The organism is Pleionea sp. WD8-19 (assembly GCF_055326765.1).
In genome coordinates this window covers 1-26,106 of record NZ_JBUZOU010000020.1, presented here as the reverse complement: position 1 = coordinate 26,106, position 26,106 = coordinate 1, and the positions used below count along the sequence as shown (strand labels likewise).

Below are 26,106 nucleotides of genomic sequence, written 5' to 3'. Positions count from 1 at the left end.
CTCACGACATTGAACGGTTGAGCTGAAGGGTTGCTATTAAGCCGACGAGCGAAACCAACGTTAGAACCAAAAAGTAATGTTGAAACCCGATGAACCCCGGGTGCGCGTCAAGAATTCTGCCAGTGATGGGAGCGAAAAAGACATCGGGAGTGTAACCAATAACGGAAATGACACCAACGGCCGCGCCAGTCACTTGCGGTTTCACTTGGCTTTGCTGGAGTAGGGCAAAGTAAATTCCTCGTAGTGCAAATACGGCAAAACCGGACAGCATTAAATTGAACAGAACGATCGTTTCAATAATAATGAATGTACCCAACAAAGAAAGTGTTGCAAATAGTATGGCTAACAGAAAAAAGCTTATGGTAATCACTTTACTTGCCTGCCAACGATCGGCTAAGAACCCTGCTGTAATTGCACCCAGAGGCCGTAAATAGCTGAGTGAGCTGGTAAATTCAGCGGCATCGAGATGAGACATGCGCAGTACTTCGACAGCATAAAGGCCATAGTTATCCAGCGCTTTGTAACCGCAATAAGCCGAAATAACAATCGCACCTTGCAACCAAACGCGTTGACTTTTTAATACGGAAGTCAAGCCGTTCGTCTCTTTTGGTCTTGGTGTTGTTGGTTCACTTTTGATTGTTAGCACAATGAACGCGGCTAACGCTGTTATGAATGTATAAAGTAATATTACCTGTTTAAGCGCGGTGATGTGTGCGGACGTATCCGCTTCGGAGGTTAAGTGGACGGCAAACAAGAATACAGCGGCTGTAGCAAAAAGGCTCGCGATTAAACCGCGTCCGCCATCCAGTAAGCCAAAGGCTTTGCCTTGATGAGCATGCCCTGCAGTCATGCGAGTGAATTTGATCATGGCCGCCCAAAACAGCAATATGCTGGTTAAGCCCCAGTAAGCAAACAGGAAATACAGGCCATTGACACTTGGAATTGAATAGAGGTAAACACCACCGAGTGCAGTCGCGAAAAGTGAAAAGGACATCAATTTTTGGGGTTGAAACTTATCCGCTATTAAACCACCTGGAAAGTAACTTAGCATGGCCACAATACCGTACAGTGCGAAAACATCACCCAGTTCCGAATTGCTGATTTGAAAAGTTTCCAGAAAGGTAGGGCGGAAAAAACGTGTAATATGAAAAGGCAGGCTGAAAATCATTTCACCAGCAACGATAATTATAATTAGGTATCCGAACTGCTTTTTGAGTGTAACGATGACTTGCTCCAGAAAGCGCACAAGTTTTAAAATTTAGCAAAGAACAGACCGAAAGTTCAACGGTAGCTTTCAATTAACTGCAAGCAGAAAGTGTTTTATCGACGCTTAATGCAATAGCATCTGCGGGTTGCGGCTTGCCAAATAAAAATCCTTGGTACTCTTCGCAGTCCGATTCTTTTAAAAACTCCAGCTGCTCTTTGGTTTCGATGCCTTCTGCCACCACTTGCATACCGAGACTGTGCGCCATATTAATAATGGCTTTACATAGCATAGCGGATTTTCTTGAGCGGCTGAGTTGAATTATAAAAGAGCGATCGATTTTTAAAACGTCAATGGGCAACTGCTGTAAGTAAGACAATGAGGAGTAACCGGTGCCAAAGTCATCTAAAGCGATTCTTATGCCAAGCTGCTTTAAGTCATAAAGTACCCTGCGTGTATGATCTAAGTTGTGAATTAATGTGCCCTCTGTAATCTCAAGCTCTAAATATTCGGGCGGCAGTTTTGCGGCTTCTATGGCTTGTTTAACGATGGTAATGAGATCCGACTGTTGAAACTGCAACGCTGATATATTAATCGATACATTAACTTTATGTCCTTGAGCGTGCCATTTCGCACATTGTTTGCTGGCATCAAAAAGTATCCAACTGCCTAAATAAATGATTTTACCACTGTCTTCCGCAACAGGAATAAAGTCGGCAGGTGATACTAAACCTTTTTCTGGATGTTGCCAGCGAATGAGAGCTTCAAATCCTTTGATCTGGTTTGTGAGCACACTCACTCTGGGTTGAAAGAATGTCTCAAACTCATCATTCGTAATGGCATTTTCCAAATCCTTTTCGATATCGAGTCGTTTTGCTAAAGAAGCATTCATATCTTCTTTGAAGAAGCAGTAGTCAATTTTGCTGCTACGTTTCGCTTCATACATGGCAATATCGGCATGTTTCAGTAAAGCTTCTGTTGAGCTTCCATTGTCGGGGAAAACTGCGATACCGACACTGGCTGAAGTCATTACTGTTTGTAGTGGTAAATCAAATGGCTTGGAAATTTCATGAATTAAGCGGTCTAAAGTAAGTTTGATTTCTACTTCATCATGGACACGCTCAAGAATGATAGTAAATTCATCACCACCTAATCTGGCGATATTATCGGTTTCTCTGAGTATGATTTTAAGTCGTTGTGCGACAGCTTGTAGCAATTGATCGCCAATGGCATGGCCTAATGAATCATTAATAATCTTAAACCCATTGAGATCGAAAAAAAGCAGCGCAACTTTTTCATTAAAGCGTTTAGCCAATCGAATAGCGTGTTTCATTTGTTCATGAAACATAGCTCGGTTTGGAAGTTGCGTGAGTTGATCAAAATTAGCTAAGTGACGAAGACGACCCTCGGTTACTTTTAATTCATTAATATCTTTGGTAGTGCCAGCAAGCATAATCGGCTTGCCATCTTGATCTTTTTCGACTATCCGGCCCCGAGAGAGCAGCCAGTTCCAAGATTTTCCATCAACGCTGCGCATTCGGTATTGAACCTCATAATATTCGCTTTGTCCTTTGAGGTATTGTTCAATCATTTCTTTTACTAATGCCTGATCCTCTGGGTGAATGAGTTTAAATTGTTCTGACCAAAGGTAGCTTTCTTCTTTCGGTAACTCATCAAGTTCGATGTTTGATGTTCGATATAAAATATTGGAGTTCAAATCCCATCGCCAAAATTGATCGCCACTTCCCCATAACACATCGCGGAGCTTTTCTTCGCTTTGCCGAATGGCTTCCATTGCGATGAGCTCTTTTCGACGTTTTTCCTTTCGATATCGAATTAACAGAAGTATTAGAATAGCGCTGATACTTACATAAATTAAATACGCATAGTTTGACTTCCAAAATGGAGGATGAACGGTAAACTCCAATACCGTTTTAGGTGCTGACCATTCATTCGCTTGATTCGTCGATCGTACGTTTAATTGGTAACGGCCGCTGGGTAAATAGGTGTAACTTGCGCTATGGCCACGCCCAGGTGTTAACCAGTTTTTGTCGTAATCAAGAAGTTGATATTGGTACCGAAGGTTTTCTGAAGCCGATAAAGCCAAATGGCTGAATTTAAACGTCAATAAACTGTCTTCCGGATAAAACTCAGTATTGGGTTGCTCAAGCAAGGGGGCAAAACGATGATCGGGCTCATGCATTCGCTCGATGCTGGTAAGACGTATTGGGTAGTGCCGTTTTTCGAGAGTTAAATCTGTCGGTCTTACACGAACGACTTCGCTACCACATAAATACAAAAAGTTATTAGTCGATTGAAAGTGGCAATCTTCAAAAAAGTAGAGATCGCGTGCGCTTATCTGGTTAAACACCTGAACATCGAAGGTGGAGTGGTGAATTTTTCCAAGATTATTCATCGTAGTAAACCATATTTCGTCATTCACTTGCGTTAGACTGCGAACATCATTATTAGGCAGACCTTGCTTTTGAGTGATATGGCGAGTGCTTACCGTTGACTCCGTTTGAGTGAGTATATGAATGCCTCCATTGGCGGTTGCAACCCACACTCGTCCTTGACTGTCTTCGAGCAGATCGTAAATGATGTGAGTTTTTAAATAATGATGAATTTTTTTGACTTGAGTAAAACCTTTTTTAAAAGAAACGCGATATACACCAGTAGGACTTCCAAGCCAAATAGAGTCGTCGCGAGTAACTAATAAAGTATTAAAGTATTCGTTATGTTGTGTAATACTCTGCTGGCTTGCATCGAAGATCAACTCGCTCTGTTCCGTTAACGCATTGACTCGGTAAAGGTTTGAAGTACTACTGGCAGTAATAAATTCAGGTGATTGCAGCTCTATTAAACCGTAGTGTGCTATGTTGGTTGCGTTGCTCAGTGTGATTTTTTTAAATCGATCCTGTATTTTATCGTAGCGATAAACACCGGAATCACTGGCGATTAAAAGATACTGTTCATTGACATTCTTTATTTTCCATAAGGTCCCGATATTGGAGTCTGGTTGTCCTTCAACTTTATGATGAATGTGCTGTAATTTATTGGCTTCCGGATCCCACCGGTCAAGTCCATTTGGTGTACCAATCCAGACATTTTTTTGCTTATCTTCTACCACACTGTAAACGCTGGCGACATCGAGACTAATGTTTTTTCCATTAATATGTCTTAAATATTGAATCGGGAATGTTTTAGGGTCGAACAGTGCTGCGCCTTCAGTAGTGGCTATCCAAACCAAACCGGAGCGATCGCCGGTTATCATTTCAACGGAATCACCGGGAAGAGCGCTTTTGTCGTGACTTCGATGCTCTATGCTGTACTGTTGTTGTGTTTTTGGATCGTAAACGGTAACACCTTCATTCCAATATGAAATCCATATTTTTTCGGAACTGTCTTTAAATAAGTACCAAACGTTCTTGGACTTTAGTTGAAATGGTTTATTGTTTCTCGGAGTGTGTTTGGTTAGGTTTTCTGTATTCGTATTCAGTTGGTAAATGCCAACACCGTCCGCACCAAACCAGAGAGTATGGCTGTCAACAATGACGCCTGAAGTAATATAAGTGTTCGGTAATTTAGTGTGAATTTTTTTTATGCCGGGCTCGGCCAGATCGATAAAGTAAAGGCCGGTATTGGTTCCGATCCAAATTTTGTTTTTATGTTCCAGTAAAGTAAAAATCTTCCCTGTCGGAATTTGATTTCCGTCGTTATTTTTTAAATGATAGGTTACGGTGTTTTGCGTTGTCGGATCCAGTTGAATGACTCCGTTTAGTGTACCAAGCCATAACTGACCACTCTTGTCTTCTATTATTTCACGAACATCAACGTTAGAAATATCTTGGTTAATTTCTAATGGTATTTTTTCTAATTGCGATTGATTTCGAACAAGACGATACAGTCCCGTTTGCGTTGCTAACCAAATGGTTCCATTTGAGTCTTCAAGCGAAGAGTGAACAGCATTATTTAATGCAGACTGTTCAATATCGACATTTTGAGGCGTAAGCGGGATAAACTGATAACCGTCGTAAAGTCGAGCTCCGGACTGAGTGGCAAATAATAAAAAGCCAGACTCGAGTGGCGTGATATGGTTGATGAACGCATTTTGATACAACGAGTTTTCGGGAAGGTGTTTCACTTTTAGTTCGGGTGTGCCTAACAAATCTGCATTTGCAAACCCATAAAATGGAAGAAGAAGCAGAGTAAGAGAAATTAATTTGAAAACCGTAACACACCTTGTGAATCGCATATTGCGTTAAAGTAGAGCCTTCATTGATTAACAAAGTATAGCTTACTTAAAGCGGATGGATTTGTTGATTGCTGAGTATGAGTCGTAAAGAGGAGAGGGGGGGTAAGAACCAATCCCCAAGAGTTAGAGGATTGGTTTTGTTTCTTTCATTTAATGCAGATCGTGGTAGCCCATATTGTAGAGAGCAAAGGCATACATATCTGCGGCGAGCTCAATGCGTTTGCTAGTGGGAGTACCTGCTCCGTGACCTGCATTGGTTTCAATACGGATCAAGGTGGGGTTGGTGCCTGTGTGCTTGGCTTGTAACTCTGCTGCGAATTTAAAGGAGTGCGCCGGTACCACACGGTCGTCGTGATCGGCGGTGGTGACCATGGTGGCTGGATACTCAATGCCCGGTTTCACATTGTGAACCGGAGAGTATTCTTTTAAATATTCGTACATTTCTTTACTGTCTTCGGCTGTGCCATAGTCGTACGCCCATCCGGCACCCGCCGTAAAGGTGTGATAGCGCAACATGTCTAAAACGCCGACCGCTGGAAGTGCAACCTGGAACAAGTCAGGCCGCTGTGTCATCACCGCGCCTACCAATAATCCACCATTAGAACCCCCATGAATGGCTAGATAATCTGAGCTGGTGTATTTGTCTTTAACCAAATATTCTGCAGCGGCAATAAAATCATCGAATACGTTTTGCTTGTGTTGCTGAGTGCCGGCTTTATGCCAATCCTTTCCGTACTCACCACCACCTCGTAAATTGGCAACTGCGTAAACACCCCCAAGCTCCATCCAAACAGCCGTTGAAACGCTAAAACGTGGCGTTAAGCTGATATTAAAGCCACCATACCCATATAAGATAGTGGGGTTTTTGCCATTCAATTCCAGTCCTTTTTTATGAGTAATGATCATAGGTACTCGAGTGCCATCTTTCGATGTGTAGAATACTTGCTTTGATACATAGTCTTCGCTTTTAAAGTCGATATCAGGCTTCTGATATACTTCGGATTTACCATCGGATAGTGAGTATGCGTAAATGGTAGAAGGGGTTTTGTAATTCGAGAAGCCGTAATATAAAGTTGTGTCTGTTTTCTTTCCTTCAAAGCCTCTTACATTCCCAATGCCTGGAAGCTCAATTTCGCGAACTAAATTGCCTTGATAGTCATATTGTTTCACTTGCGATATAGCATCTACCAAATAGTTTGCAAAAAAGTAGCCTCCGCCTTTGGAAATATTTAATACGTTTTCAGTATGAGGAATAAAGTCTTTCCAGTTTTCGGGGCCAGGGTTTTCAGTACTGACTGTGACCACTTTTTTGTTTGGGGCGTCGCGGTTGGTCACAAGATAAAGAGTATTGTCTTTTGATTCCAATAAATGCGTGTCTAATTCTATGTTGTCTTGAATGGTAATCAAGGGTGCATCATTTTCGCTGAGGTCTTTTAAAAATAACCGGTTGCCTTTGGTATAAATGGCCGCAGCGATCAACAAGTACTTGTCATCTTCGGTGACCTCTCCCCAAACATAACGATGCTTTTGTTCTTCAGTTCCACCAAATACAACCTGATCATCTTGTTGAGCTGTTCCCAATTTGTGATAGTAGAGTTTGTGTTGATCGGTTTTCGCTGAAAGTTCGCTACCATCGGGCTTGTCGTAACTGGAATAGAAAAATCCATCGTTACCTTTCCAAGAAATGCCACTGAACTTTACATCGACAATAGGTGCTTCCAGTTGCTGTTTGGTTTCCGCATCAATGATGATGATTTTTCGCCAATCACTACCGCCTTCTGAAATAGTATATGCGGCTATGCTACCATCCTTTGAAAACGCCAATGTATCAAGTGACGTTGTGCCATCTTCACTGAATTTATTTGGGTCTAGGAAAACTTCGGTTTCACCTTCCGAATTGGTTCGATACACAACATTCTGATTTTGTAGACCGTCATTTTTGTAAAAATAGCTGTAATTTCCTTCCTTGAATGGGTAGCTGACTTTTTCGTAGTTCCATAATTTTTCCAGTCGTTGCTTGATGTCATCTCGGTACTTGATTTTATTAAGAAAGCCAAAAGTAACCTTGTTTTGGGCTTCAACCCATTGCGCTGTTTCTTCGCTTCGGTCGTCTTCTAACCATCGATAAGGGTCGGCAACTTTTTCGCCAAAATATTCATCAACAATTTCACTTTTTCGAGTATGAGGGTATTGAAGTTGAGTCGTTTTAGTTTGATTTTGAGTGTGTTTTTGCTCGGGCCGATTCTCAGTGGATTGTTCTTGCGATTTAGAGCAACCTGCTAAAACAGCCACAGATAAAAACGCAATGAGTGTTTTGTTCATGGGTAGTTTCTCGTTTTTAATCATTGGAAAAAAATAAGTGTGAAACTTTTCGTGAGAAAAGCTTCACGAATATTTATTGTTTTGACGTAAAGCCGCGATCACGCATGAGAGCACTGACATTCGCATCTCGTCCTCTAAACGCTCGATAAGCATCCGATGGATCCACCGCGTTGCGCACTGAGAACAAATGCTCTACTAGCTTGTTGGCAACGTTTTTGTCGTAAAAGCCTCCAGGTGCTTCTGCAAATGCTTCGGCTGCATCGGAGGTCAACACTTCTGCCCAAATATAGCCGTAGTATCCAGCAGAGTAGCTTTCGCCAGAAAATATATGGCCAAAATGAGGCGTTCGGTGTCGCATGACGACCTCTTCAGGCATGTTTAAATCTTTTAAGGTATCGCGTTCAAATGTATCGGGATCGATATGTGTAGGATCGGTTGTGTGTAGCAATAAGTCTATCATTGCCGAGGCCAAATATTCCGTTGTTTTAAAGCCCTCATTAAATGTATCCGCATTTTTAATTTTTTGAATCAATTCGGCAGGCATCGGTTTTCCTGTTTCATGATGCACCAAGTAATTCTTAACGACTTCGTCGGTTAATAACCATCGCTCTAAAAGTTGAGATTGAAACTCCGTGTAATCTCGAACACCACCGTTTAAAGTTGGGTATACGACTTTTGATGAGAGGGCATGCAAAGAATGGCCAAATTCATGGAAAAAGGTCTCGGCATCATCCCATGAAACCAGTACTGCTTCACCTGGCGCTCCTTTCATAAAGTTTGAATTGTTGGATGACAATACGTTTTGCTGGCCGTCAAAAGTCGTATGGCTTCGATAACTTGTAGCCCAAGCTCCCGAGCGTTTACCTGGACGTGCAAAAGGATCCAAGTACCATAAACCTATATGCGCACCACTTATTTTATTGGTGACTTCCCATACTTTAACGTCCTCATGGAATACCGGCACTTCACCATCTTTAACGGGTGTGAATTGGAAGTTAAATAGCTGACCTGCAACGTAGAACATCGCTTCACGCAGTTTGTCGAGTTGCAAGTATTGTTTCACTTCTTCTGAGTTAAGATCGTATTTGGCTTTACGTACTTTTTCTGCGTAATAGCGATAGTCCCAAGGCTTAATAATGATTTTTTTCTTGCCGGCTTTTTCATTTTCAGCGTCGGCAATGGCTTGCATGTCGGCTACTTCTTCTTTTACTCGTGCAATTGCGGCAGGCCAAACGGCTTTCATTAATTTAAACGCATTGTCAGGATTTTTAGCCATTCGGTTTTCGAGTTGCCATTCGGCATAATTTTCATACCCCAGTAATTGAACTCGTTCATGGCGTAACTTCAATATTTGCGCAATGATATTATTGTTATCATATTCGTCACCATTGTCGCCTCGGTTATAGTATGTTTTCCAAACTTTTTCACGCAGTTCGCGTTCATCGGAATACGTAAGAAAAGGATCCATGGAAGAGCGAGTGTTGGTTATAGCGTATTTGTTTTTCTGTCCACGCGATTCTGCAGCTAATGCGGCTGACTTTATAAATGAGTCTGGTAATCCACTCAGTTGCGTATCATTCAAATAAAGTACGTAGTTTTCTTCATCATGAAGAACGTTGTTGGAGAATTGGTTCTCTAACTCAGCTAATTGCTGATTGATTTCTGCATAACGCTTTTTCTTTTCAGCATCGAGAGTTGCACCATTGCGAGCAAACTCATCATAGGTGAGTTGCACAAGACGTTGTTGATCCGCTCTTAATGCATTCATTTCATCACTGTTATAAACCGCTTTAACCCGAGCGAACAGCTTTTCATTTTGATTAATTTTAGAGGTTAGCTCAGATAACTTAGGGGTTAATTCTTTCTGAATATCTCGAAATTCCGGTGACGACATGTTTGAGCGCCAAATGCCCCAATAAGTGAAAATTCGATTAAGCGTTTGACCTGATCGTTCCATCGCTACAATGGTATTTTCAAAGGTAGGCGCTTGAGTATTGTTGGCGATGGCATCTATTTCTTTAAGCTGTTGTTGCATGCCATATTCAAATGCGGGCTTTAAGTCTTCAAGCTTGACTTTGTCAAAAGCTGGAACACCTTGGTAAGAACCGGTCCACTCCGCAAGCAAGGTGTTGTTTGAGTTTAATTCTGTCGATTGTTGTTGCTCAAGTTGCTGTTGGGTCTGGGCTTCCGCTTTAATTTGGTTGGACTCCGATTGATTTTCCCCACAGCCAATAAGTGCGGTCATAACCACACCGGCGAGTAAAGTGAGTTTAGCGTTCATCGTTCTAGTGCCTCTTTATTATTAAACTGCGCCAGTGTAGCGGTTTTGCGGATGGGAACATACCCAAAAAATGTTAAGGAATTTAAATATCTAGGTATTGACGGCAAGAGCATAAGTTTCTATGTTACGAATGATGGATATTTTCTTACTCGTCAATGAGTTAGCTTCTCGCTTCGGTGTGTGGCGCAGTCTGGTAGCGCACTTCGTTCGGGACGAAGGGGCCGGAGGTTCAAATCCTCTCACACCGACCACTTTTTCCCTTTGAAAACAATGATTTAACGTTCTGTTTGTTTTTTGTGCTCTGAAACCCTTGGGGAGATTTCGGGGACTTTTGCAAATTTGTCCCTGTTACAGAGCGCAAAATGATGCCTTCATTACGTACTGTAATCTTCTCTACCGCTTCAAATAATTCTGCGATTTCTGCTGCTGAATAGTGTGTAGTAATGTCCTTACTTTTATGCCCTAAAATGTCCTTTCTCGTCTCATTTGAAACGCCTGCTGCACGTAATCGGCGACTGCAAGTATGACGAAGATTATGTGGTCCTGTTCGGTATTCGTTAACGCTAGGGAGACCTGCTTTTTTCCACGCAGTAACCCATGCACGTGATCGTATTTTATGAACGCGAGCATTTTCTTTTACTTTCGAAGGCCAAACATAATATGGATGAAGGCCACGTTGTTTTTCGATAGCTTCCATAGCAATTGAATTTGGCACTAATACCGTTGGCTCTCCATTTTTTGATCTATCCTCCCAAACAATAAAAATACTTTTATCGAGATCAGGAATGTATCGTTCGTCTTCCCAAGTCATACCACAGATTTCTTGATCCCGTTTTCCGGTATTAACAGCCACCAATGCCATTCTTTGTAATTGAGCTGGTAGAAGCGAAAAAAACTGATCTTGTTCTGACCAAGATAACGGATAAGCTTTTTTCTTTTTTCTTTCTGTCTCGGTATACAACGAATCCTTTGGAATTGTTAACTTTGGTGTAGCATGTGGTAACCAAGGTTTATTTGTTAATTTGCACCACCAAACTTTAGCTGCCTTATTTAACACTCTTCTAATTAACTCAATTTCCCGTCCGATTGTACTATTACGAACCGGTTTATTGTGTTTTGTTTTATCTCTCTGCCTGGCTTTTATGTAAGGTCGTAGCGCTTCATCATGAATCTCCGACAGGTTAAGGTTAAGAATGAAAGAGTGCTTAGCAAAAGATTTAGCAATATTTATGTCTGTATCAAGAGACTTATGTGTCGCTTCTTCCAGATATTTAATAATCGCTTCACCTAACGTGCGCTCTGGTGCTTTACCCCAAATTAAAGCGTTATCAATTTTTCTTTTTTCAAGTTCTAGTCTATTTACTGCTTCTTTTTTGCTACACGGTCCAAGGCTGCAGCGAATTCGCACTTTTCTGTAGACTTTGTCGATGATGTATTCACCCTTGGAATAGTAAATACCCTGGGTTTTGCTTTTTGAGTTTCTTGCCATTGTCCAATCCTGCTTTTTATTCCGTTGTTAGCAATGTGCCAATCTAAAAATTTATCCAATTCATTTCGATCAAAGCCGACACCTTGTCGACCGATGGGGATTTCCGTGAGGTACGGACGAAAATATGCGTTAAAACTTTTCTCACCAGCACCGCAATAGTTTCTGGCTTCTTCGAGTCGTAATATTCTAGGTTCTATGGCGACGTTGCCCATGACCACCGTCCTTAGTTAAAGCCCCTGGAGCGGGGCTCATCGTCCTGTTTAACAGTTAAATGTTTTGTGTTTATGCGAAGTGCAACCCAGTCACGTCGGTGAGCCATGCGTCGAGATCATCATCACGGTCGCCACTCGCTAATCGAACAATGTTCAACAGCGTGAGCGCGCAATCGTCGGACATGGTTTTCGAACACGCGAGAATTTGTGCAGACATACGCTCGGCAACTTTGGCATCGATGTCTTTGAAATCGTCGAGGTGCAGTAAATAATCCTGAATGTACCAGGCCATTTTCTGTTGGTCTTCGAGCGCGTTCCACTTGTTACCGGCGCGCCAGCGATATTTTGCGGCATCGGCTAACGGAGCAGGGAGCTTGCGCCGAAAGTCCTGACACTCAATGGCGTGTTGGTTGTAGTGGGGTGGATGGTTCACCATTTCGTTTGAAAAAGTGATGTGGGTTACGGTGTGTGCTTCCAATGTCTTTCTCCTGCTCCTGATAAAAAATACAAACACAGTACGGTGTTTTAGTGACGCACTTACACTGAGGGGATGAGTCTCAGTGTTAAGCGTCTAAGTTTCTGCAAAAAAGTTTTTGTGTTGCGTTTCTCCTTAAACTGAATGAATTAAAACGTTGGGCCTTTTTTCGGGGGATAGTAAACGGATACCACACGATGAACGAAATCTTGCTTGTTCACCTTATGACACTTCACGCCAGTCAGTGACGGAGTAAACGCGTGCCATTGGTCCTTTTCACAATGCAGAGTGGCGATGACGGCTTGATCTTTTTTAATCAATAACACCGAGTCACCACTGGATACTTCGGCGTTGGGATCAATGACGATCACACTGCCATAACCCATTAGGTGATCATGAACGTCCACCAACACACCTAAACACTCAGGCAAAGACACCGTCGTTGAAACCATGACTTTTTTAACGTTCGGTTTTTTACCGCTGACGGTGTACTCAATCGGCAACGGCATTGCTTTCAACGGTTCCGTAATGGGTTTATCCACGTCAGTGTAGTTTTTCGGATCCGACTCGGTAAGGGTCGCAAACTTTTCAACAAACTGTTGATTGAGCGGAATGACACCATTGATGTATTGGCTGAAGGTCGCTTGTCGCATGCCCAATGCATCGGAGATTTCTTTTTGAGTGGTTTTGGTTTCCTGTTTGTGTTTTTTCCAGATCCGCTGCACCGCTTTTAGTGTTTTGGCACCGTACTCTGGATTGTCAGACTTTCGCATCGTGCGTTCCTTTTGTTTCGGGGACGGATATTCTAATCGCATAACCTATATTATTTCAATAGAGAACCTATAATATAGGTCATGTCTTGATAGCTTTTCAGCCGTCGTTTTGCTTCACGGGTTGAAATACCAGTGAGCCATTCGTTGTGGGTCAGCACAAAACCGCCGGTGCCGCGAGCCACTTTTTCTGTTGCCACACCCACAATGACAATCGCCTGCTCACCGGCTTCGAGCGCCTGGTGCAGCCACAGGGCTTGTTGATCAGAAAGCTCCGGCACGATGAGCGTACTATCGCGTTTCGGCAGCGATTTTAAAAATTTGTATTCCACCCAGAGCGGTCGACCGGGGCCATCGAGCCTTCGATAAAACGCATCGGGCACGCCACCTGAGTAAGGATCAAAAATTTTCCAGTGGTAAATGTTCTTTGGCAACCGGGCGTGAACGCTGGCCGTATAATCCGCTTCAATCACACATCCTTCCTTGTTTTTAAATAAAGGCCCACAAAACGTGAGCCTTAAGTTGATTGCAATGGGTTAAGCGGCTTCGGCCAAATCGACTTCAACCGACGTTTTGCCAAAGAAATTATCGTAAGCCGCCACCGCACTTTGATAAATGTCATCGGGCGCTTGCGTCACCAGTTCCACATCGAAGTTGTAAAACGGTCCTTCGTTGTTTTTGTCCTGCCAAACTTTCAGCTGCCAGACACAACCGAAACGTGGGTTAGCGGCTTCCTCCTGTTCAGCAATCAATGAGTTCCATTTTTTAGAAACTTTGATTTTTGAGCCGGGCATATCGAGCAGGGCAATGCCTTTGGGCATACCTTCGTCTGAAAGGATCAACACCAGGTGTGTTGGGTTTTCACTGATGTCGTAATTTTCTCGCGGCTCTTTGGCCTCGGCTAAGGCGTCGAGGGCCTGCGCTTCATCGTCGAACACGCCGAACATACCGCCACCGGCTTTGCGCTTGCGCCACACCACCGTTTTACGACTGAAGTGCAGATTGATCACATACAGACTGGTGCTGAGTTCACGGTTGAGTGAATTTAAAATCATTCCGGCTTCTGCGCCTTCGACGTACTTTGGATCACTGCGCGTCACTTCGCCGCTAATGGCTTGCAACAGTTTCAAACGCGGAATGGCCATGTCACTGGCGGAAACGTTTTGTGATCCCTGACCGACGCGCTCGGAGCGTGCTGCGATGTTGGTGGTTCCGGTTAATGTTAAAGATTGGTGGGTCATATGGATTTCCTTTCGTTGGTTTAGGTTTTGGAAGTGTGTGCTTCCCTGTCACATTGTTAGTCGTTGAATCAAAAAATTGTTTAAGCAGCTTTGCGAACCGAGAGCGTGCGCTTTTTAAAGGGCACCACACCGGGAATGGCTTCACCGATTTCCAGTGCCTCGCGGTAACTGGCGGCGTTCGGTGCGCGGTTTAATAAATAAAACGCATCGTGTTCTTTGATGTATCGATAGAAGCTGTCCCAGTTTTCAACACTCGGCACTGTTGTTTCATTAATCGATACCGAACCCAAACCTTTGATGGTGGTTTGGTCGACGCCTTGTTCGGTGAGCAAAGCTAAAAGCGCTGCATTGAGTTCGCTTTTGCGTTCATCGAGTTGATTGATGCGTTGGTTCAATTCGGAAATTTCTCGGCGCACATCGAACAGCGCTTCGATTAATTCTTTTTGTGTGGTCATGGTTTATTCCTTCATCCAGTCGGTAATGACGGTTTGAATTGCTTTCTCGAATACTTTTAACTCTGGCCATCGGTTATTGTTGGCTTGATACAATTGCCAAAAAGTTTTTGCCAGTAATTCCGGCAGCTCGTACAAAGCGACGCCGGGTAAATCTTTGCAGTGTTCCCAGGCGTTATCGAATGTCTTTTGGATCACTTCGGTGTAAGAAAATAAATCCATCAGGAAAAGATCTTCGCCCATCGCAAAGAAAGCACCGAGGCTGGTGTTATCGGCAAGCCAAGGCGCTTGCAGTAAAATCTGTTCAGAAAAGTAATGATGCCAGGTGGCCAGCTCGGCCGTGTCGTGACTCATGCGTTGTCTCCTTTATCCTTATTTAAGTTGGCCGCTCTGTCGCTCACGGCGCGGCTACCGTGAATGAGATGGCTCAACTTGTTGGCCATTAGCTTGCACATTACTCAAAGTCATCGGTGTGTTTTTTATAGCAGGAGGTTGAGCTGCAAACGAACACCGAGCGTTCCATGTGCCAGAGAATCCTTAGGCGGCTTGCTCGAACTCCGATAAAGTACTCAGCAAATCGTCCATGCGAATTTTTTTGCCCATCAGTTTTTCGTAGACTTGCGTTTCTATCGTGTCGTCGGCCGCAATGTGAATGATTTCCGTTTTACGGGTTTGTCCGTTGCGTACGATGCGGTGATTGAATTGCTCGTACAAATCAGCGCGATGTTGCGGTGACGCCCAAATCACGCGATTGGCTTTTGTTAGCGTCAATCCGTGACCGGCCGATTGCGGATGCGCAAAAATGACTTGTAACTCGCCCGCTTGAAACTGCTCAACAATGGTGATGCGTTCGTTGACCGGCGTGTCACCGTCAATCACCGCGAAATCGAGTTTGCGTTGTTGCGCTTCTCGAATGAGTCCCTGTTTTTGGTGTTTCCAGTTAAAGGCGACTAACGCATGATCGGTTTCTTCTACCAGATCTAAAACTAATTTGTGACGGTCAGGATGCAGATCACGCGCTTCACCGAAACCGTTGTACAGTCCACCGGAAACCAGCTGCAATAACTTTTGCATTTTGACGCCGGCGTGCAGGGCGTTGATGCATTCACCGTTTTTCAGTTGCAGAAGCGAATCTTTGCGCATCGTTTCGTAATCGCGTCGAAGGGATTTGGGTAAATCGACTTTGATGGTGCGGGTAATGGTTTGTGGCAGTTCTACAACATCATTCAACTGCACGCGAAAGGTGATGTCGGCTAGCATGGCTGTCACTAAATCATTCGCTTCCGGTTTGTCGAGCCAGCGCATCACACCCGGCGGTGCACCGCGAACGGGTTTCGGTGAACACATCTGATTGCGGAACTGAAAAAAGTTCACACCGAGTCGTTCGCCGTTATCCATCAGATACGCCAGATGCCAAATGTCGGTGACGCTTTTCGGGGTTGGTGTGCCGGTCATCAGAGTGACAGTGGGAATGTGACGCGCGACTTTTTGCAGCGCTTTGGAACGTTGCGTTTGACGATTCCGAAACGCATCGGCTTCATCGACAATCAGCACATCAAAATCTTGATGCCAGTTGTGTTTCGCAATTTCTTTCACCGCATCGTGATTGGTGATCACCCACTGGGCATCACTGGCAAAACTTTTTTGTCGCTTTATGCCGTGATACGCGATGCTGTGCGTTGCTTCTGGCCAACCGAAAGTTAAATCGTTGACCCAGGCGTTTTTTAAAATCGACAAAGGCGCGAGCACTAAAACTCGTGCGTTTGGCCAGTGGGTTTTTACCGCATGAATGCAGGCGAGGGTTTTGCCGGTTCCGCAGTCGGATAAATTTAACAGGCGCGGCGTTTTCGACCACTGTTTCGCAAACGCGTGTTGCGCTTTAAAGGGGACAAAAGTCATTACAGGTTCCGAACGAATTGAGTCACATCACGCGCACCGACGTGATAGCGATGGTTATTGGTCAACACCGTGGGCAGAGTCCGAATGCCGTGGTTCAGGGCTGCGTGCGGATCCTCTTCTACATTCACAAATTCAAAATGCGCGCTCAGTTTTTTGGTGTGAATGACACGCTTGGCCAATTCGCAAGCGTCGCAATGGGTTCCGGTAAATAAAAGGTGTTTCATCATTCCATTCCTCGATAATGATCGTGTGCACAAATGCCGGTGCCGTAAGCGCGATGGTCTTTGTTGGTGTTGGAGCCGTAAGGACAAAAGCGGCAACTGTGTGCGTTGGTTTTCGGTAGAAAGTGCTGGCATTGTGTTAAGGTCGCCGCGCGATTGTGATAGCGTGGCAGCAGCACCGAGAGTTGACGACGGTTAAAGGTTTTAATGAGTTTTTCGGCGTGATCCAAATACCAGAATTCGACGCGAAAATGATCCAGTTCCGGATAACGGTGATACGCGTGTAAGGCGTAGGATAACCCTTGATCGGCGTGTTTCATTTCGTTGCCGAATTTACGTCCGGTTTTGTAATCGATGATGCGGCAACTGGTACCGCTTTCGCGTTCGAACACATCGAGTTTGGCGCGTCCCCAAAGTTCGGCGTCGTTCCAATCGCACGGCGACCAATCGTCACGAATGCCCCATTGTTCTTCGCATTGGATCCGACCGTCCTGAAACTGATGACGCAGCACATCGAAGTCGCTTTGAAAAAACGAGAACTGTGTTTTTTTATCGTTGACCAGTTCGTCGATTTCACCGCGCACGTATTGCTCGCACACGTTATGCAACAAAGACCCTCGGTCGGCAGCGGGGCTTTCCGGTTGTGGCTGTTTGTCGACTTTTTGTAAATGGATCAACCAGGGACAAGTTTCAAAACTTTTTAAGCTTGAAAAACTCCACACCGAAACCGGACCCGTTTGCGAGACAGCAATACGTTCTTCGAGCTTGGGCGCGGTGGCTTTGGCCTGTTTTAAGTTGTTGGCAAACGCGGCCATGGTGTCGGATTTAGTGATCGGCTTTGACTCCGGCAGGATCATGGTTTTCTGGCCGGTGGCCTTCGCGTGTGATTTTAAAGTATCAGCAAAATTCATAACGTTTCCTTACCAGGCTGTGGCGTGCGTTGGGTTGTCGCTGGTGGTTTTTGGAACCAGCGGCGTGACATCCGCGGTGTTCAGATGCGCTTTAATGAGCGCGTCGAGTTCGTCCTGTTCCAGATAAAACCATTTGACTTGAAAGCAGCGCGGACGCGAGGGCATGGGTGGATGACCTACCGGATTTTTACAACGCAATTCCGGCAATCCGCTTTGTCCGGCCATGCGACCGAAAGCGTTTTGATTGATGGGTTTTCCGGCGAGAAAACTGTAGAGCGTACGCAGATCATCTTTCAACACGTAAACCGTTTCGCCGGTGTTCACATGACAGAGCATGGCACGCAAAATGCGTTTGACTTCTTTCAACTGAATGAAATCGGTCTGGCCTAATCCGGCTTCCGGTTTATCCAGAAAGTCTGCAAAGGCTGCGAAGTTGCCGGTCTTTAAATCGTCGAAGAAGGATTCGGAAGCGGACATGCTGGCGCGTTGCGCTTTTTCTTTGGCGTCATTCTTTAAAATTTTGGCGACGTTGGTTAAGTCGTATTGAAAGTCTCGTAAAAACGCGGCAAAGGTATCGAGTTCATCGGCGAGCAATGCGTCGAACGCAAGTCGGTCGGCTTGGTGCAAACTGAAATGACCGCGTGTTGCCCATTCCGCTTCGTCTTCGTCGAGCTGTGGGCAGGCGACCCGATTTTCCAACGCAAACTCCTGACGCGGGGCGATGTTATAGCGGCGTTTGTCGCGTGCATCGAGCGCATCGAAATCGTTAGTCGCCATCATCAAATTGGTACGATGGGGGATGTCGCGTTGTTGCTGCTGCATTTTGCGCAGGGCGAGCGTGGGTTCGGTGACCATGTTCTTTAACAGGTTGGCGGTTTTGGTGACGCTGGAGGAAGTGCTGCGTAAATTGAATTCATCGACAAACAAAAACAGCAACTCTTCCATCCAGCCGTTGAAGGGATCGTCGGCGATGCGATCTAACGTGCGCATGGTGGCATAACGATCCCCGAATAACGGACGAATGACTTTCTTGAAAAAGAGGCCTTTGCCCGTGCCTTGTGTGCCGTGAACCACCCAACCGGTTTCGGTTTTGTTTTTCTTTTGAAAAATAAACGCTAACCAATTAATGAAATGCTCGAAACATTCGAAGTCGTTGCCAAGCATGTGAAAAATCAGATCGGTAATTAACGGACAGTCGGCTTGAATGCACCAGGCATTACCGTAAGAACCTTGATAGGGTGCCGTTTTTTCTGTGGTCATAAACACTGTGGGTCGAAAGGTGTTGATGTAGGTGCGACCGTTTTCGCGGTACAGCGATTGCGGGTTTTCGGGAACCATGACTTTGTAAGCCGAGGGCACCGGATCTGGGATCACCATGCCGTGATCTTTCATCCACTCACCGGAGACCACCGCGTTTCTGCGCTCCCGCACATCGATAAACACATCGTTGTCCGGATCGTATTCGCAGGTGATGTACGCATCGGTCAATTGATCAATAAACATCAGTCGATGAATTTTACGCGTGACACCATCATCGGTGGTTTGCACTGAATACGCGCTGCCAAATCGTTCGATGTGACGCGCGTACATTTCTGGGGCCGCTTTGGAAAATAAAAAAGGTTCTTCGTCGGGTTTGAAACAATAAACAATTTCCGGATTGTCACGGCGTACCCACCAGGCTCCGGAGGTTCCGCCGTTAACGTTGTACCGCACGTAATCGTCGTCGAAACTGTGCAGTTCCATGATCATGGGTTCGGGATCGGCAATGGCCCAAACTTCCGATTCATTCACCTTGAATTTTTCACGTTTGAATTTGCGTTTGCTGATCCCGGCTTTTTTCAAAAGTGCACGAAACTTTTCGGTTTTCTTATGCGTGACCTCTGCGGTTTTTTCCGCAAGCAGCGCAAATTGCGCGGACAGATCAAGTGTTGCGTGTTCTTTTTCCACCAACACAATGCGATCACGATCATCGGCAAAGGGATTCGGTTGTTGCGGTCCAAAAAATGGCGGTGCTAAATACACAATGCGTGAGGGATCAGCAAGGCAAGGATCAACAATCGATTTGATGTTCGCTTTGCCACTCGTCAGTGTCAGATGATCGTACAGTCCGGGCTGCGTGAAATTGAGACTGGTGAGCCAGGTTTTTAAGTTGCTTGGTGACACCGGATGTTTTAACAGCATGTGAATGTGGATCGACACTTGATCGTCTTTCAAACCAAACGACGAAGAACCGACCGCAACGAAACTGACGTTTTGTAATTCGTAAGGCATCAGGGACAGCACGTGCTCGGCCACTTGACGCACGCTGATCCCAGTTGCCGGTCCGCGTTTGAAATGCGGCACGGGCAGGCCGTCAATGTCGAGTACCAACAGTTGTGTTAGCGCGTCTTTGTCGGTACGTCCTTTGCGACTTTCGTTGCGCAGGGGATAAGTGAACAAACCTTTATAGAGTGCGTGACCCAAACTTGCGTGCGTTTCCAAATGGTCACGGTAATCGCGCAATCCTTGCGGTGATATCGCCACGGTTTCTTCGATGGAGGTTAACAGCCGCGCGTTGGGGTAGGCGTACGAACGTCCATCGCTGAGGCCGATTTGCTTGCGCAGCGGTCCAACGCTCGGAGACGCCGAGAGGAAATGGCACTTTAACAGACCCACTTACGCAGCCTGCCCGTATTTTTCAAAATCAATACGACAGTCGGCGTCGCAAAAAAGGCGTAAATCGTTCTCGGGAAAAGGTTCACTGCAGTTGTAGCAGCGACGAATGGGGCGTAACGGCCGCTCCTTGGCCTGTGCACTTTGTGCTTTGATGCGCAGCTTTAATATGTGCGCTTCGGTTTCACACGCCTGGTCAATCCAATCCATAGGGTACAGCTCAATCTCATCAGTGAAGGGCTGTCATTTTACCTATAATATAGGTCGCTTGCAACAATAAAATAGGTATTATAGGTGGTGAAATATAGGTGATAATTACGATCGGTGAGACGTTGAGTCAAACAGCTCTTCCAGTGCGTCATCGAGTCCGATGTTATCTTCAAAGGCGACATGAAACTCTGAACTCCACCAATAACCTTCCACCTGTTGTAGGCGGGTATTGACCCAGATGTTCGGTCCTCCAAAGGTAACCAAAACTCGCGCACCCAAGTACTGGCCGCGCGAATTGGAAATGAACTCAATATCCAGAGCATCATTGAGATAGTCGTAACCGGTGGTATCAAAACTTTCCAGTTCATCAACAACGCTTTTAACCTGTTCGTTGAGGTGTTGCGTCATGGGTTCTCCGTATTAAAAAATTTACTTGGAATAGTCGAGGGCGTAACCGCCTTCGGACATCAAAGGAATGCCTGCCGCCCAGTCGGGTTTTTGTTGCATAAAGTGTTGCATTAATTGAAAACCTTCATCGGCTTTTGCGGCTTTGATCATGGCAAGAATTTCATCGTGCACCGAACCAATCACCCAACCGAATTGTTTGCGTTCGAGTGCGCGATTGATCTGCACTTTTTGCCAACCCAACAGATCGCGTGCGAGTGCTTGAATAATATTTTCAATGATGAGTCCTTTGTGCAAATTGCGCGTTAACGGTTGGCCCCAACGATCCGATTTGGTGGAGTCGCAGGAATACTGCAACCGCAAACCGGTTTGGGTTTCTTCACCTTGCACGCGTGTGTTCGGATATTGCAGCACGCGGCCACTCGGCAAATGGATCTGATCTTTAATCACCGTAACGCAACCGTTGCGACCGAATCGGTATTCACCGCCGTGCGCAAGTGTTGGCAGTACGTGTTGATTGATGGTGTGCCACATGGCAACGATGGCGGCGTGTTTCAAATCGTAAGAACGCTTCACGTTTTGCGCAAAGTCATCGGACACGAACAAGGGATCCATACCCAATGGCCCTCCGGCTAAATATTGCTGAAAGCCGTACCAACTCATTGCAAAACCTAAACCTAATGAGCCGGCTTTTCCGATCTGACGTTCTTCGGGATGGTCTTTTTTATTAATGGATCGGTTGTAGATATCGGAGGCCAGATCCGAATACATATCGAAATCCGGATCCTGTTCAAACTTTTGCAGCAGATCGTTTTGTTGACAAAACCACAAATTCACGCGCAGTTCGATGTTGGATAAATCGTTCACCGCAATAACATGATCGGTTTGTGCGGTAAGCGCACGACGGTGTTTGGAGCCGCGTTGTAAGTTTTGTTGGTTGAGTTTTTGTCCACCCGACCAGCGACCGGTATTCTCGGCGCCGTAATAATTTAAAAACATCGGCATGTCGGCCTTGTAAGCAATAGATTCATCGAATTCGGTTTTAAACAGTTGAAAGCGATTGGCAACGGTCGTCATTTTTTCCGCGCGACTTTTGGCGAGAGTGGATTTCACCACTTCGCGCGCCTGATACAAGGGCTTGAGTTTCGGATGTTCCAGTTGCATGCGGATGTATTCCGGATCGTTTTTTCCCAAAGCAGGGGTGAACTGAAACGTCGTTTTTGAAAGCTTCGTTGGAACTGTGACACCGAATTGTTCCAGCAAAATTTTGTATTGCGGATTTGAGCTGAAGGTGCCGCGTTCGACGTTTAAAGGGATTTGATTGTCTTCACAAAAACGAACAGCGTTTTCGACAACCCTTTGTTCGCGCTGCGTTTCATCCTCAATAACTTCGCCTAATAAATCTCGGCGCACATTAAATTGCGGTTCGACTGCGCCGCGCAACGACACATGCATGAGTTCAATTTCACCGGGCGGAAAACCTTTGGCCATGAAATGAAAAAACAGTTCGCGCATCAAACGATTGTCGTTGACACAATAACTGGCGAGCGTATCCGGGTTCTCCGGGTTTTGATCGTGTTCGGGAATGTCCTCATAACGCACGCCATCGTAGTTGGATAACTCACGACCTTTGCGCATGGATAAATCATCCGGCCACACATCTTCGCAGGTTTTTTCGAGTGAAGTTTTCCGATGCACACTGTGAAACTTGCGCATCAATTGTGTACAAAAATAAAAGTCCGCTTTGAACCCGTAACGCCATACATTAATGCTCGCATCAAACTGGGTGTTGTGGGCAATAACGCCAATCCTTTGGCCTTGTGACCGCATTAATTTCCATGCGCTTAATTGTTTTTTAATGTCCTCGGGTCGATGCACATAGGTCCAGGGCTCCAGATCAAATGCAAAGCCGAGTCCGGTGGGCTGAAATCGCTCATCGAAGATGTAATCGTAATAGGTACTGTTTTTTAACGAATAGGCTTTTTCACCGTCCTTAGGCTTCGATTGATAAAAGGTTTCCCAGTCGAGAAACAACAAGGCGTCCAGTTTAAAAAATTGTTTAATCGAGGTGAGCAGGGCGCTGTGCTCAACCATCCTTGGTAACTTGCTGTTCATCAGGCGGCCATTAAAATATCGTGAAGGGTAACGGTGTGATCTTCAACGTCTTCAAACCACTCGCTCGGCATAAAGCGTTCAAGGTCAGGTGCGATTTCAACAACACGGGCGGGCGAGGTGAACTGACTTAAAAACTCTTTCAAACGATTACGGTTCTCGGCCATGTCGCTTTTAAGTTCGCTGTTTCGCATAAGTACGGTATCGACGTCTTTTTGCATGTCGTTATCAACTAATTCGAAATAATATTTTTTCGGTTCCATAAATACCGCAAAAGGGATCGTGCTGGGCTCACCAAATTCCAGTACGTGTGTCGTTTCACCCGAATACACATTGAGTGCTTTGATGGATGGGGTGATCCCCGGCGGGTGCGTGTGCTCCCAATTGTGTGAGACGCCAAAGTGTTGCCAATAAGTTTCCAATAAATGGCGACACAGCTGCTCGGTCAGATCGCGAACGGCAACCACTTTTTCTTTGAACTGTTCGTTAATCACCGCTTCGGCAAATTCATTGCGAAGGGCGACGTTTAATCGCAAGTCGGTGCGTACTTTTTTCATAAGGTGCTCCAGTTTTTAAAAATCCTGTGTGGTAAAATAAAGCCTCAAAGACCGGTCACGACGCGGTTCACCAGGGTGTCATCGTTGAGCGTTTCCGCCAAGAACACTTACTGACTCAACGGCGCCGAGTTTATAGGTACGCCGCTCGGTCTTTGACGCTTTGCGGTTCAACCTTTACGGATTTTAGGGCGTGAAAAAGCCGGCCAACATCGGGGTTTTCAGTGATAGAAGGCCGGGGAAAAAAACGTAATTGAGAATTAACAAACTATGTCGCGGGAAAAGAGTGCTCCGCAGATGTTACCGATTGTCTGAGCATGCGTCCGTTGCACTTGGGATTGTCACAGGGCAGTATCCGTTTTGTCCTTTTCACTATTTTATCCTTTTTTAAATCGCATTTAAAACAAATAAAACGACAGATGGGCATGGTGTGATCCATTAAGCCGCTTGCTGGTAGGCGTTGTCGTTTTGTGGAATGCGACGTTCCAATAACCAATCTTTCACTTCATCGAGAGAAGGCAGATCAATCGTTTGGCTACCATGGTGGTGTTTGCAAAACGCGGAGTACATTTTATCGGCGATGCTGTCAGAGCGCGCAATCGAACGTAATCGCGTATCTTCCTTGCTACCCTTGCGATAGGCGCTGTGGTCGTCGCTGTAGCTGAAGAACCAGTCGTGTTGGCAGAGGGCCTGGTAATAGTCTTGGTAGTTCATCGCAGTGTCCTTGTGTGTTGAAGTGGATAGGGATGATAAATATATAGGTCTATAATGTCAATTAAATATAGGCAATATAGGGCGTTTAATCAGGCTAAGTATAGGTGAAAAAACAGTCGATTGTCTGTGGGCCTTTGTTTAAGCGGTGTACAGCGGATTGAGTATTTCAGGTTGCAATAAACTACTTAATCAAGTAGTATTTCTGTCCTTCAGTTCCCCGAAAGCCGTCACCGGCCTGAACCACTGGATCTTGTTAACCGAAGCTAGGAGAGAGGTTCAACATGACTGATGAACAATTACCCATGGCACTGAGTATGGCGCGATGTTTGAAGTCGTACTATCAAGCGCTGGAGTCCGAGGATCAGACAGAACATGAACACCATGTGCTGCAGTTTCACGAACAGGCGCTGCAAGTGTTCCAGGAATTTTCCGGATACTTCGATGTGCATCAGTAATTGTTAACCGACCGTAATACCCATACTTTGTAACTCGCACAATGCGAGTGTTAGAAAGCCCCGAATCAGGGGCTTTTTTTGTTATTGCGGTTGGAAAATTTCTTCAGTAGGATCTTCCAGCGCTGCGTAAGGAAGCGCGTAATAAACAACAGTTTTTTAGAAGTTATTAAGGAAGTTTTGTGGAACCTACGTTTAAGGATATGAAGATTGTTTGTGAAAACGATTCTGGAAAAATGATTTCAATTTCTTTTATCAATGATCGCTATCATGGCGCTCGTCTTGAAAAACAAATGACCGCGAAAGAAGTGGCGGATCGCCTTCGTCAACTGGCCGATGGGATTGAGCGAGATTCGAGGTTAAAAGTTTTTTAAAACGGCGTTTTATTCCGTTTGATTTTTGATGTATCTCAGATAGAAATAAAAACGCAAATAGGCGATTGTCTGTAATCCATTTGAGAGATCTCTTACTTGAGTGGCTTTTTCACTTTTGCGATACTTCGCGCCGTCTCATCAGGGAGTAGTTGCTTCACAGGGACACCAAATGAATAACCGTTTGCGCCAATAAAAACATTTCGTAAACGAAAAAAGTATCACACCGATTTTTCAGGGGACACTCATGCACCGCGTTTTATCTGCGCTCGGTCTGTTTTTGGCCGCGTTTTTTGCTACCACTTTATCGGCTGCTTCGGCAAACTTAACGGTTAACGAAGATTCGACACTGCTTATTTTTCCCCCTAATTATGGGGTCAGTTATTCCGATACGAACACTTCTGTTAGTGAAGCCAGTCACGGTTCAACGTATGTTGACACGACCATCGATAAGGTGAAATACACGCCTAATAGCAATTATTGTGGTGGTGACTCTTTTACAATTACCACCGCCAACGTTGGTGAGCCAGATAGATACGGAAGATCAAGAGTCACCATTGAAACATTAAATGTTTCTGTTCAGGTCAGTTGTATTAATGATCAACCCACCATTTCCAACATCGGCAATCGAACCATTAATGAAGACGCCGGCCAGCAAAGTGCCAGCTTCACCATTGGTGATGTGGAAACCAGCGCCAGTTCGTTAACCTTATCAAAAGCTTCAAGCAACACAAGTTTGTTCCCAACCAGTAACATTAGTTTTGGTGGCAGCGGTGCAAATCGAGTGGTGTATTTTACGCCAGCTGCGGATCAGTCGGGCAGTGCAACCATTACAGTGACCGTGTCCGATGGCAATAAAACGCGCAGTGACAGTTTTGTGGTCACGGTGAATGCCGTTAATGAT

General features: G+C 45.1%; 23 protein-coding genes and 1 tRNA gene. 4 read left to right on the top strand and 20 right to left on the bottom strand.

What is annotated here, in order from left to right; genetic code table 11:
* Position 1 precedes the first annotated feature (1 nt).
* The 4 genes from ACTUJY_RS18420 to ACTUJY_RS18405 form a co-directional block, all read right to left on the bottom strand.
* Complete coding sequence (locus ACTUJY_RS18420) at positions 2-1,168, bottom strand: MFS transporter (protein WP_463617602.1); 1,167 nt, start codon at positions 1,166-1,168, stop codon at positions 2-4.
* A gap of 130 nt (positions 1,169-1,298) precedes the next feature.
* Positions 1,299-5,348, bottom strand: a complete 4,050-nt coding sequence (locus ACTUJY_RS18415; RefSeq protein ID WP_463617601.1) for an EAL domain-containing protein — start codon at positions 5,346-5,348, stop codon at positions 1,299-1,301.
* 261 nt (positions 5,349-5,609) lie between these two features.
* Entirely contained in the window at positions 5,610-7,781 is a 2,172-nt protein-coding gene (locus ACTUJY_RS18410) for a prolyl oligopeptidase family serine peptidase (protein WP_463617600.1), read from the bottom strand.
* A gap of 73 nt (positions 7,782-7,854) precedes the next feature.
* Complete coding sequence (locus tag ACTUJY_RS18405; protein WP_463617599.1) at positions 7,855-10,062, bottom strand: M3 family metallopeptidase; 2,208 nt, start codon at positions 10,060-10,062, stop codon at positions 7,855-7,857.
* A gap of 174 nt (positions 10,063-10,236) precedes the next feature.
* On the opposite strand from ACTUJY_RS18405, the gene ACTUJY_RS18400 reads away from it, so the two are divergent.
* A tRNA-Pro gene (locus ACTUJY_RS18400) sits at positions 10,237-10,313 on the top strand.
* Here ACTUJY_RS18400 and ACTUJY_RS18395 read toward each other — a convergent pair.
* The 16 genes from ACTUJY_RS18395 to ACTUJY_RS18320 form a co-directional block, all read right to left on the bottom strand.
* Entirely contained in the window at positions 10,292-11,551 is a 1,260-nt protein-coding gene (locus ACTUJY_RS18395) for a tyrosine-type recombinase/integrase (RefSeq protein WP_463617598.1), read from the bottom strand. The two genes, ACTUJY_RS18400 and ACTUJY_RS18395, sit on opposite strands and share 22 nt — an antisense overlap.
* A 282-nt stretch (positions 11,552-11,833) precedes the next feature.
* The gene (locus ACTUJY_RS18390; protein WP_463617597.1) at positions 11,834-12,241 is read right to left on the bottom strand and encodes a DUF3310 domain-containing protein; all 408 of its coding nucleotides are present in this window, start codon (positions 12,239-12,241) and stop codon (positions 11,834-11,836) included.
* A 146-nt stretch (positions 12,242-12,387) separates the two neighbouring features.
* A complete protein-coding gene (locus ACTUJY_RS18385; protein ID WP_463617596.1) occupies positions 12,388-13,011 on the bottom strand; it encodes a helix-turn-helix domain-containing protein in 624 nt (207 codons plus the stop codon).
* 50 nt (positions 13,012-13,061) lie between these two features.
* Positions 13,062-13,481 carry a hypothetical protein gene (locus tag ACTUJY_RS18380; RefSeq protein ID WP_463617595.1) on the bottom strand — a complete coding sequence of 140 codons (420 nt, stop codon included), beginning with the start codon at positions 13,479-13,481 and terminating at the stop codon, positions 13,062-13,064.
* Between the two features lie 63 nt (positions 13,482-13,544).
* Positions 13,545-14,249, bottom strand: coding sequence for a hypothetical protein (locus tag ACTUJY_RS18375; protein WP_463617594.1), 705 nt, complete (start codon positions 14,247-14,249; stop codon positions 13,545-13,547).
* A gap of 80 nt (positions 14,250-14,329) precedes the next feature.
* Positions 14,330-14,704, bottom strand: coding sequence for a gp33 family protein (locus tag ACTUJY_RS18370; RefSeq protein ID WP_463617593.1), 375 nt, complete (start codon positions 14,702-14,704; stop codon positions 14,330-14,332).
* 3 nt (positions 14,705-14,707) lie between these two features.
* Positions 14,708-15,055, bottom strand: coding sequence for a hypothetical protein (locus ACTUJY_RS18365; RefSeq protein WP_463617592.1), 348 nt, complete (start codon positions 15,053-15,055; stop codon positions 14,708-14,710).
* 183 nt (positions 15,056-15,238) lie between these two features.
* A complete protein-coding gene (locus ACTUJY_RS18360; protein ID WP_463617591.1) occupies positions 15,239-16,600 on the bottom strand; it encodes an SNF2-related protein in 1,362 nt (453 codons plus the stop codon).
* Complete coding sequence (locus tag ACTUJY_RS18355) at positions 16,600-16,827, bottom strand: glutaredoxin family protein (protein WP_463617590.1); 228 nt, start codon at positions 16,825-16,827, stop codon at positions 16,600-16,602. Before ACTUJY_RS18355 ends, ACTUJY_RS18360 begins: the two co-directional genes overlap by 1 nt.
* Positions 16,824-17,732 (bottom strand): RecB family exonuclease, encoded by a 909-nt coding sequence (locus ACTUJY_RS18350; RefSeq protein WP_463617589.1) that lies wholly within the window; start codon positions 17,730-17,732, stop codon positions 16,824-16,826. The genes ACTUJY_RS18355 and ACTUJY_RS18350 overlap by 4 nt, the downstream gene beginning before the upstream one ends.
* Before the next feature lie 9 nt (positions 17,733-17,741).
* Positions 17,742-20,255: a DUF5906 domain-containing protein gene (locus ACTUJY_RS18345; protein WP_463617588.1), complete on the bottom strand. Its 2,514-nt coding sequence runs from the start codon at positions 20,253-20,255 to the stop codon at positions 17,742-17,744.
* Positions 20,256-20,387: 132 nt separating this feature from the next.
* Positions 20,388-20,594: a hypothetical protein gene (locus tag ACTUJY_RS18340; protein ID WP_463617587.1), complete on the bottom strand. Its 207-nt coding sequence runs from the start codon at positions 20,592-20,594 to the stop codon at positions 20,388-20,390.
* A gap of 105 nt (positions 20,595-20,699) precedes the next feature.
* Positions 20,700-21,002, bottom strand: a complete 303-nt coding sequence (locus tag ACTUJY_RS18335; RefSeq protein WP_463617586.1) for a hypothetical protein — start codon at positions 21,000-21,002, stop codon at positions 20,700-20,702.
* 21 nt (positions 21,003-21,023) lie between these two features.
* Positions 21,024-23,114: a DNA polymerase gene (locus ACTUJY_RS18330; protein ID WP_463617585.1), complete on the bottom strand. Its 2,091-nt coding sequence runs from the start codon at positions 23,112-23,114 to the stop codon at positions 21,024-21,026.
* Positions 23,114-23,668, bottom strand: coding sequence for a hypothetical protein (locus ACTUJY_RS18325; RefSeq protein WP_463617584.1), 555 nt, complete (start codon positions 23,666-23,668; stop codon positions 23,114-23,116). Before ACTUJY_RS18325 ends, ACTUJY_RS18330 begins: the two co-directional genes overlap by 1 nt.
* A 435-nt stretch (positions 23,669-24,103) precedes the next feature.
* Entirely contained in the window at positions 24,104-24,379 is a 276-nt protein-coding gene (locus ACTUJY_RS18320; RefSeq protein WP_463617583.1) for a hypothetical protein, read from the bottom strand.
* 281 nt (positions 24,380-24,660) lie between these two features.
* Between ACTUJY_RS18320 and ACTUJY_RS18315 the strand changes: the two genes are divergently transcribed.
* The 3 genes from ACTUJY_RS18315 to ACTUJY_RS18305 all read left to right on the top strand — a co-directional run.
* On the top strand, positions 24,661-24,834 hold the full coding sequence (locus ACTUJY_RS18315) for a hypothetical protein (RefSeq protein ID WP_463617582.1): 174 nt from the start codon (positions 24,661-24,663) through the stop codon (positions 24,832-24,834).
* Positions 24,835-25,013: 179 nt separating this feature from the next.
* Positions 25,014-25,205, top strand: a complete 192-nt coding sequence (locus tag ACTUJY_RS18310; RefSeq protein WP_463617581.1) for a hypothetical protein — start codon at positions 25,014-25,016, stop codon at positions 25,203-25,205.
* 244 nt (positions 25,206-25,449) lie between these two features.
* Positions 25,450-26,106 (top strand): Ig-like domain-containing protein (locus ACTUJY_RS18305; protein WP_463617580.1); only part of this gene is annotated, 657 nt, incomplete at its 3' end.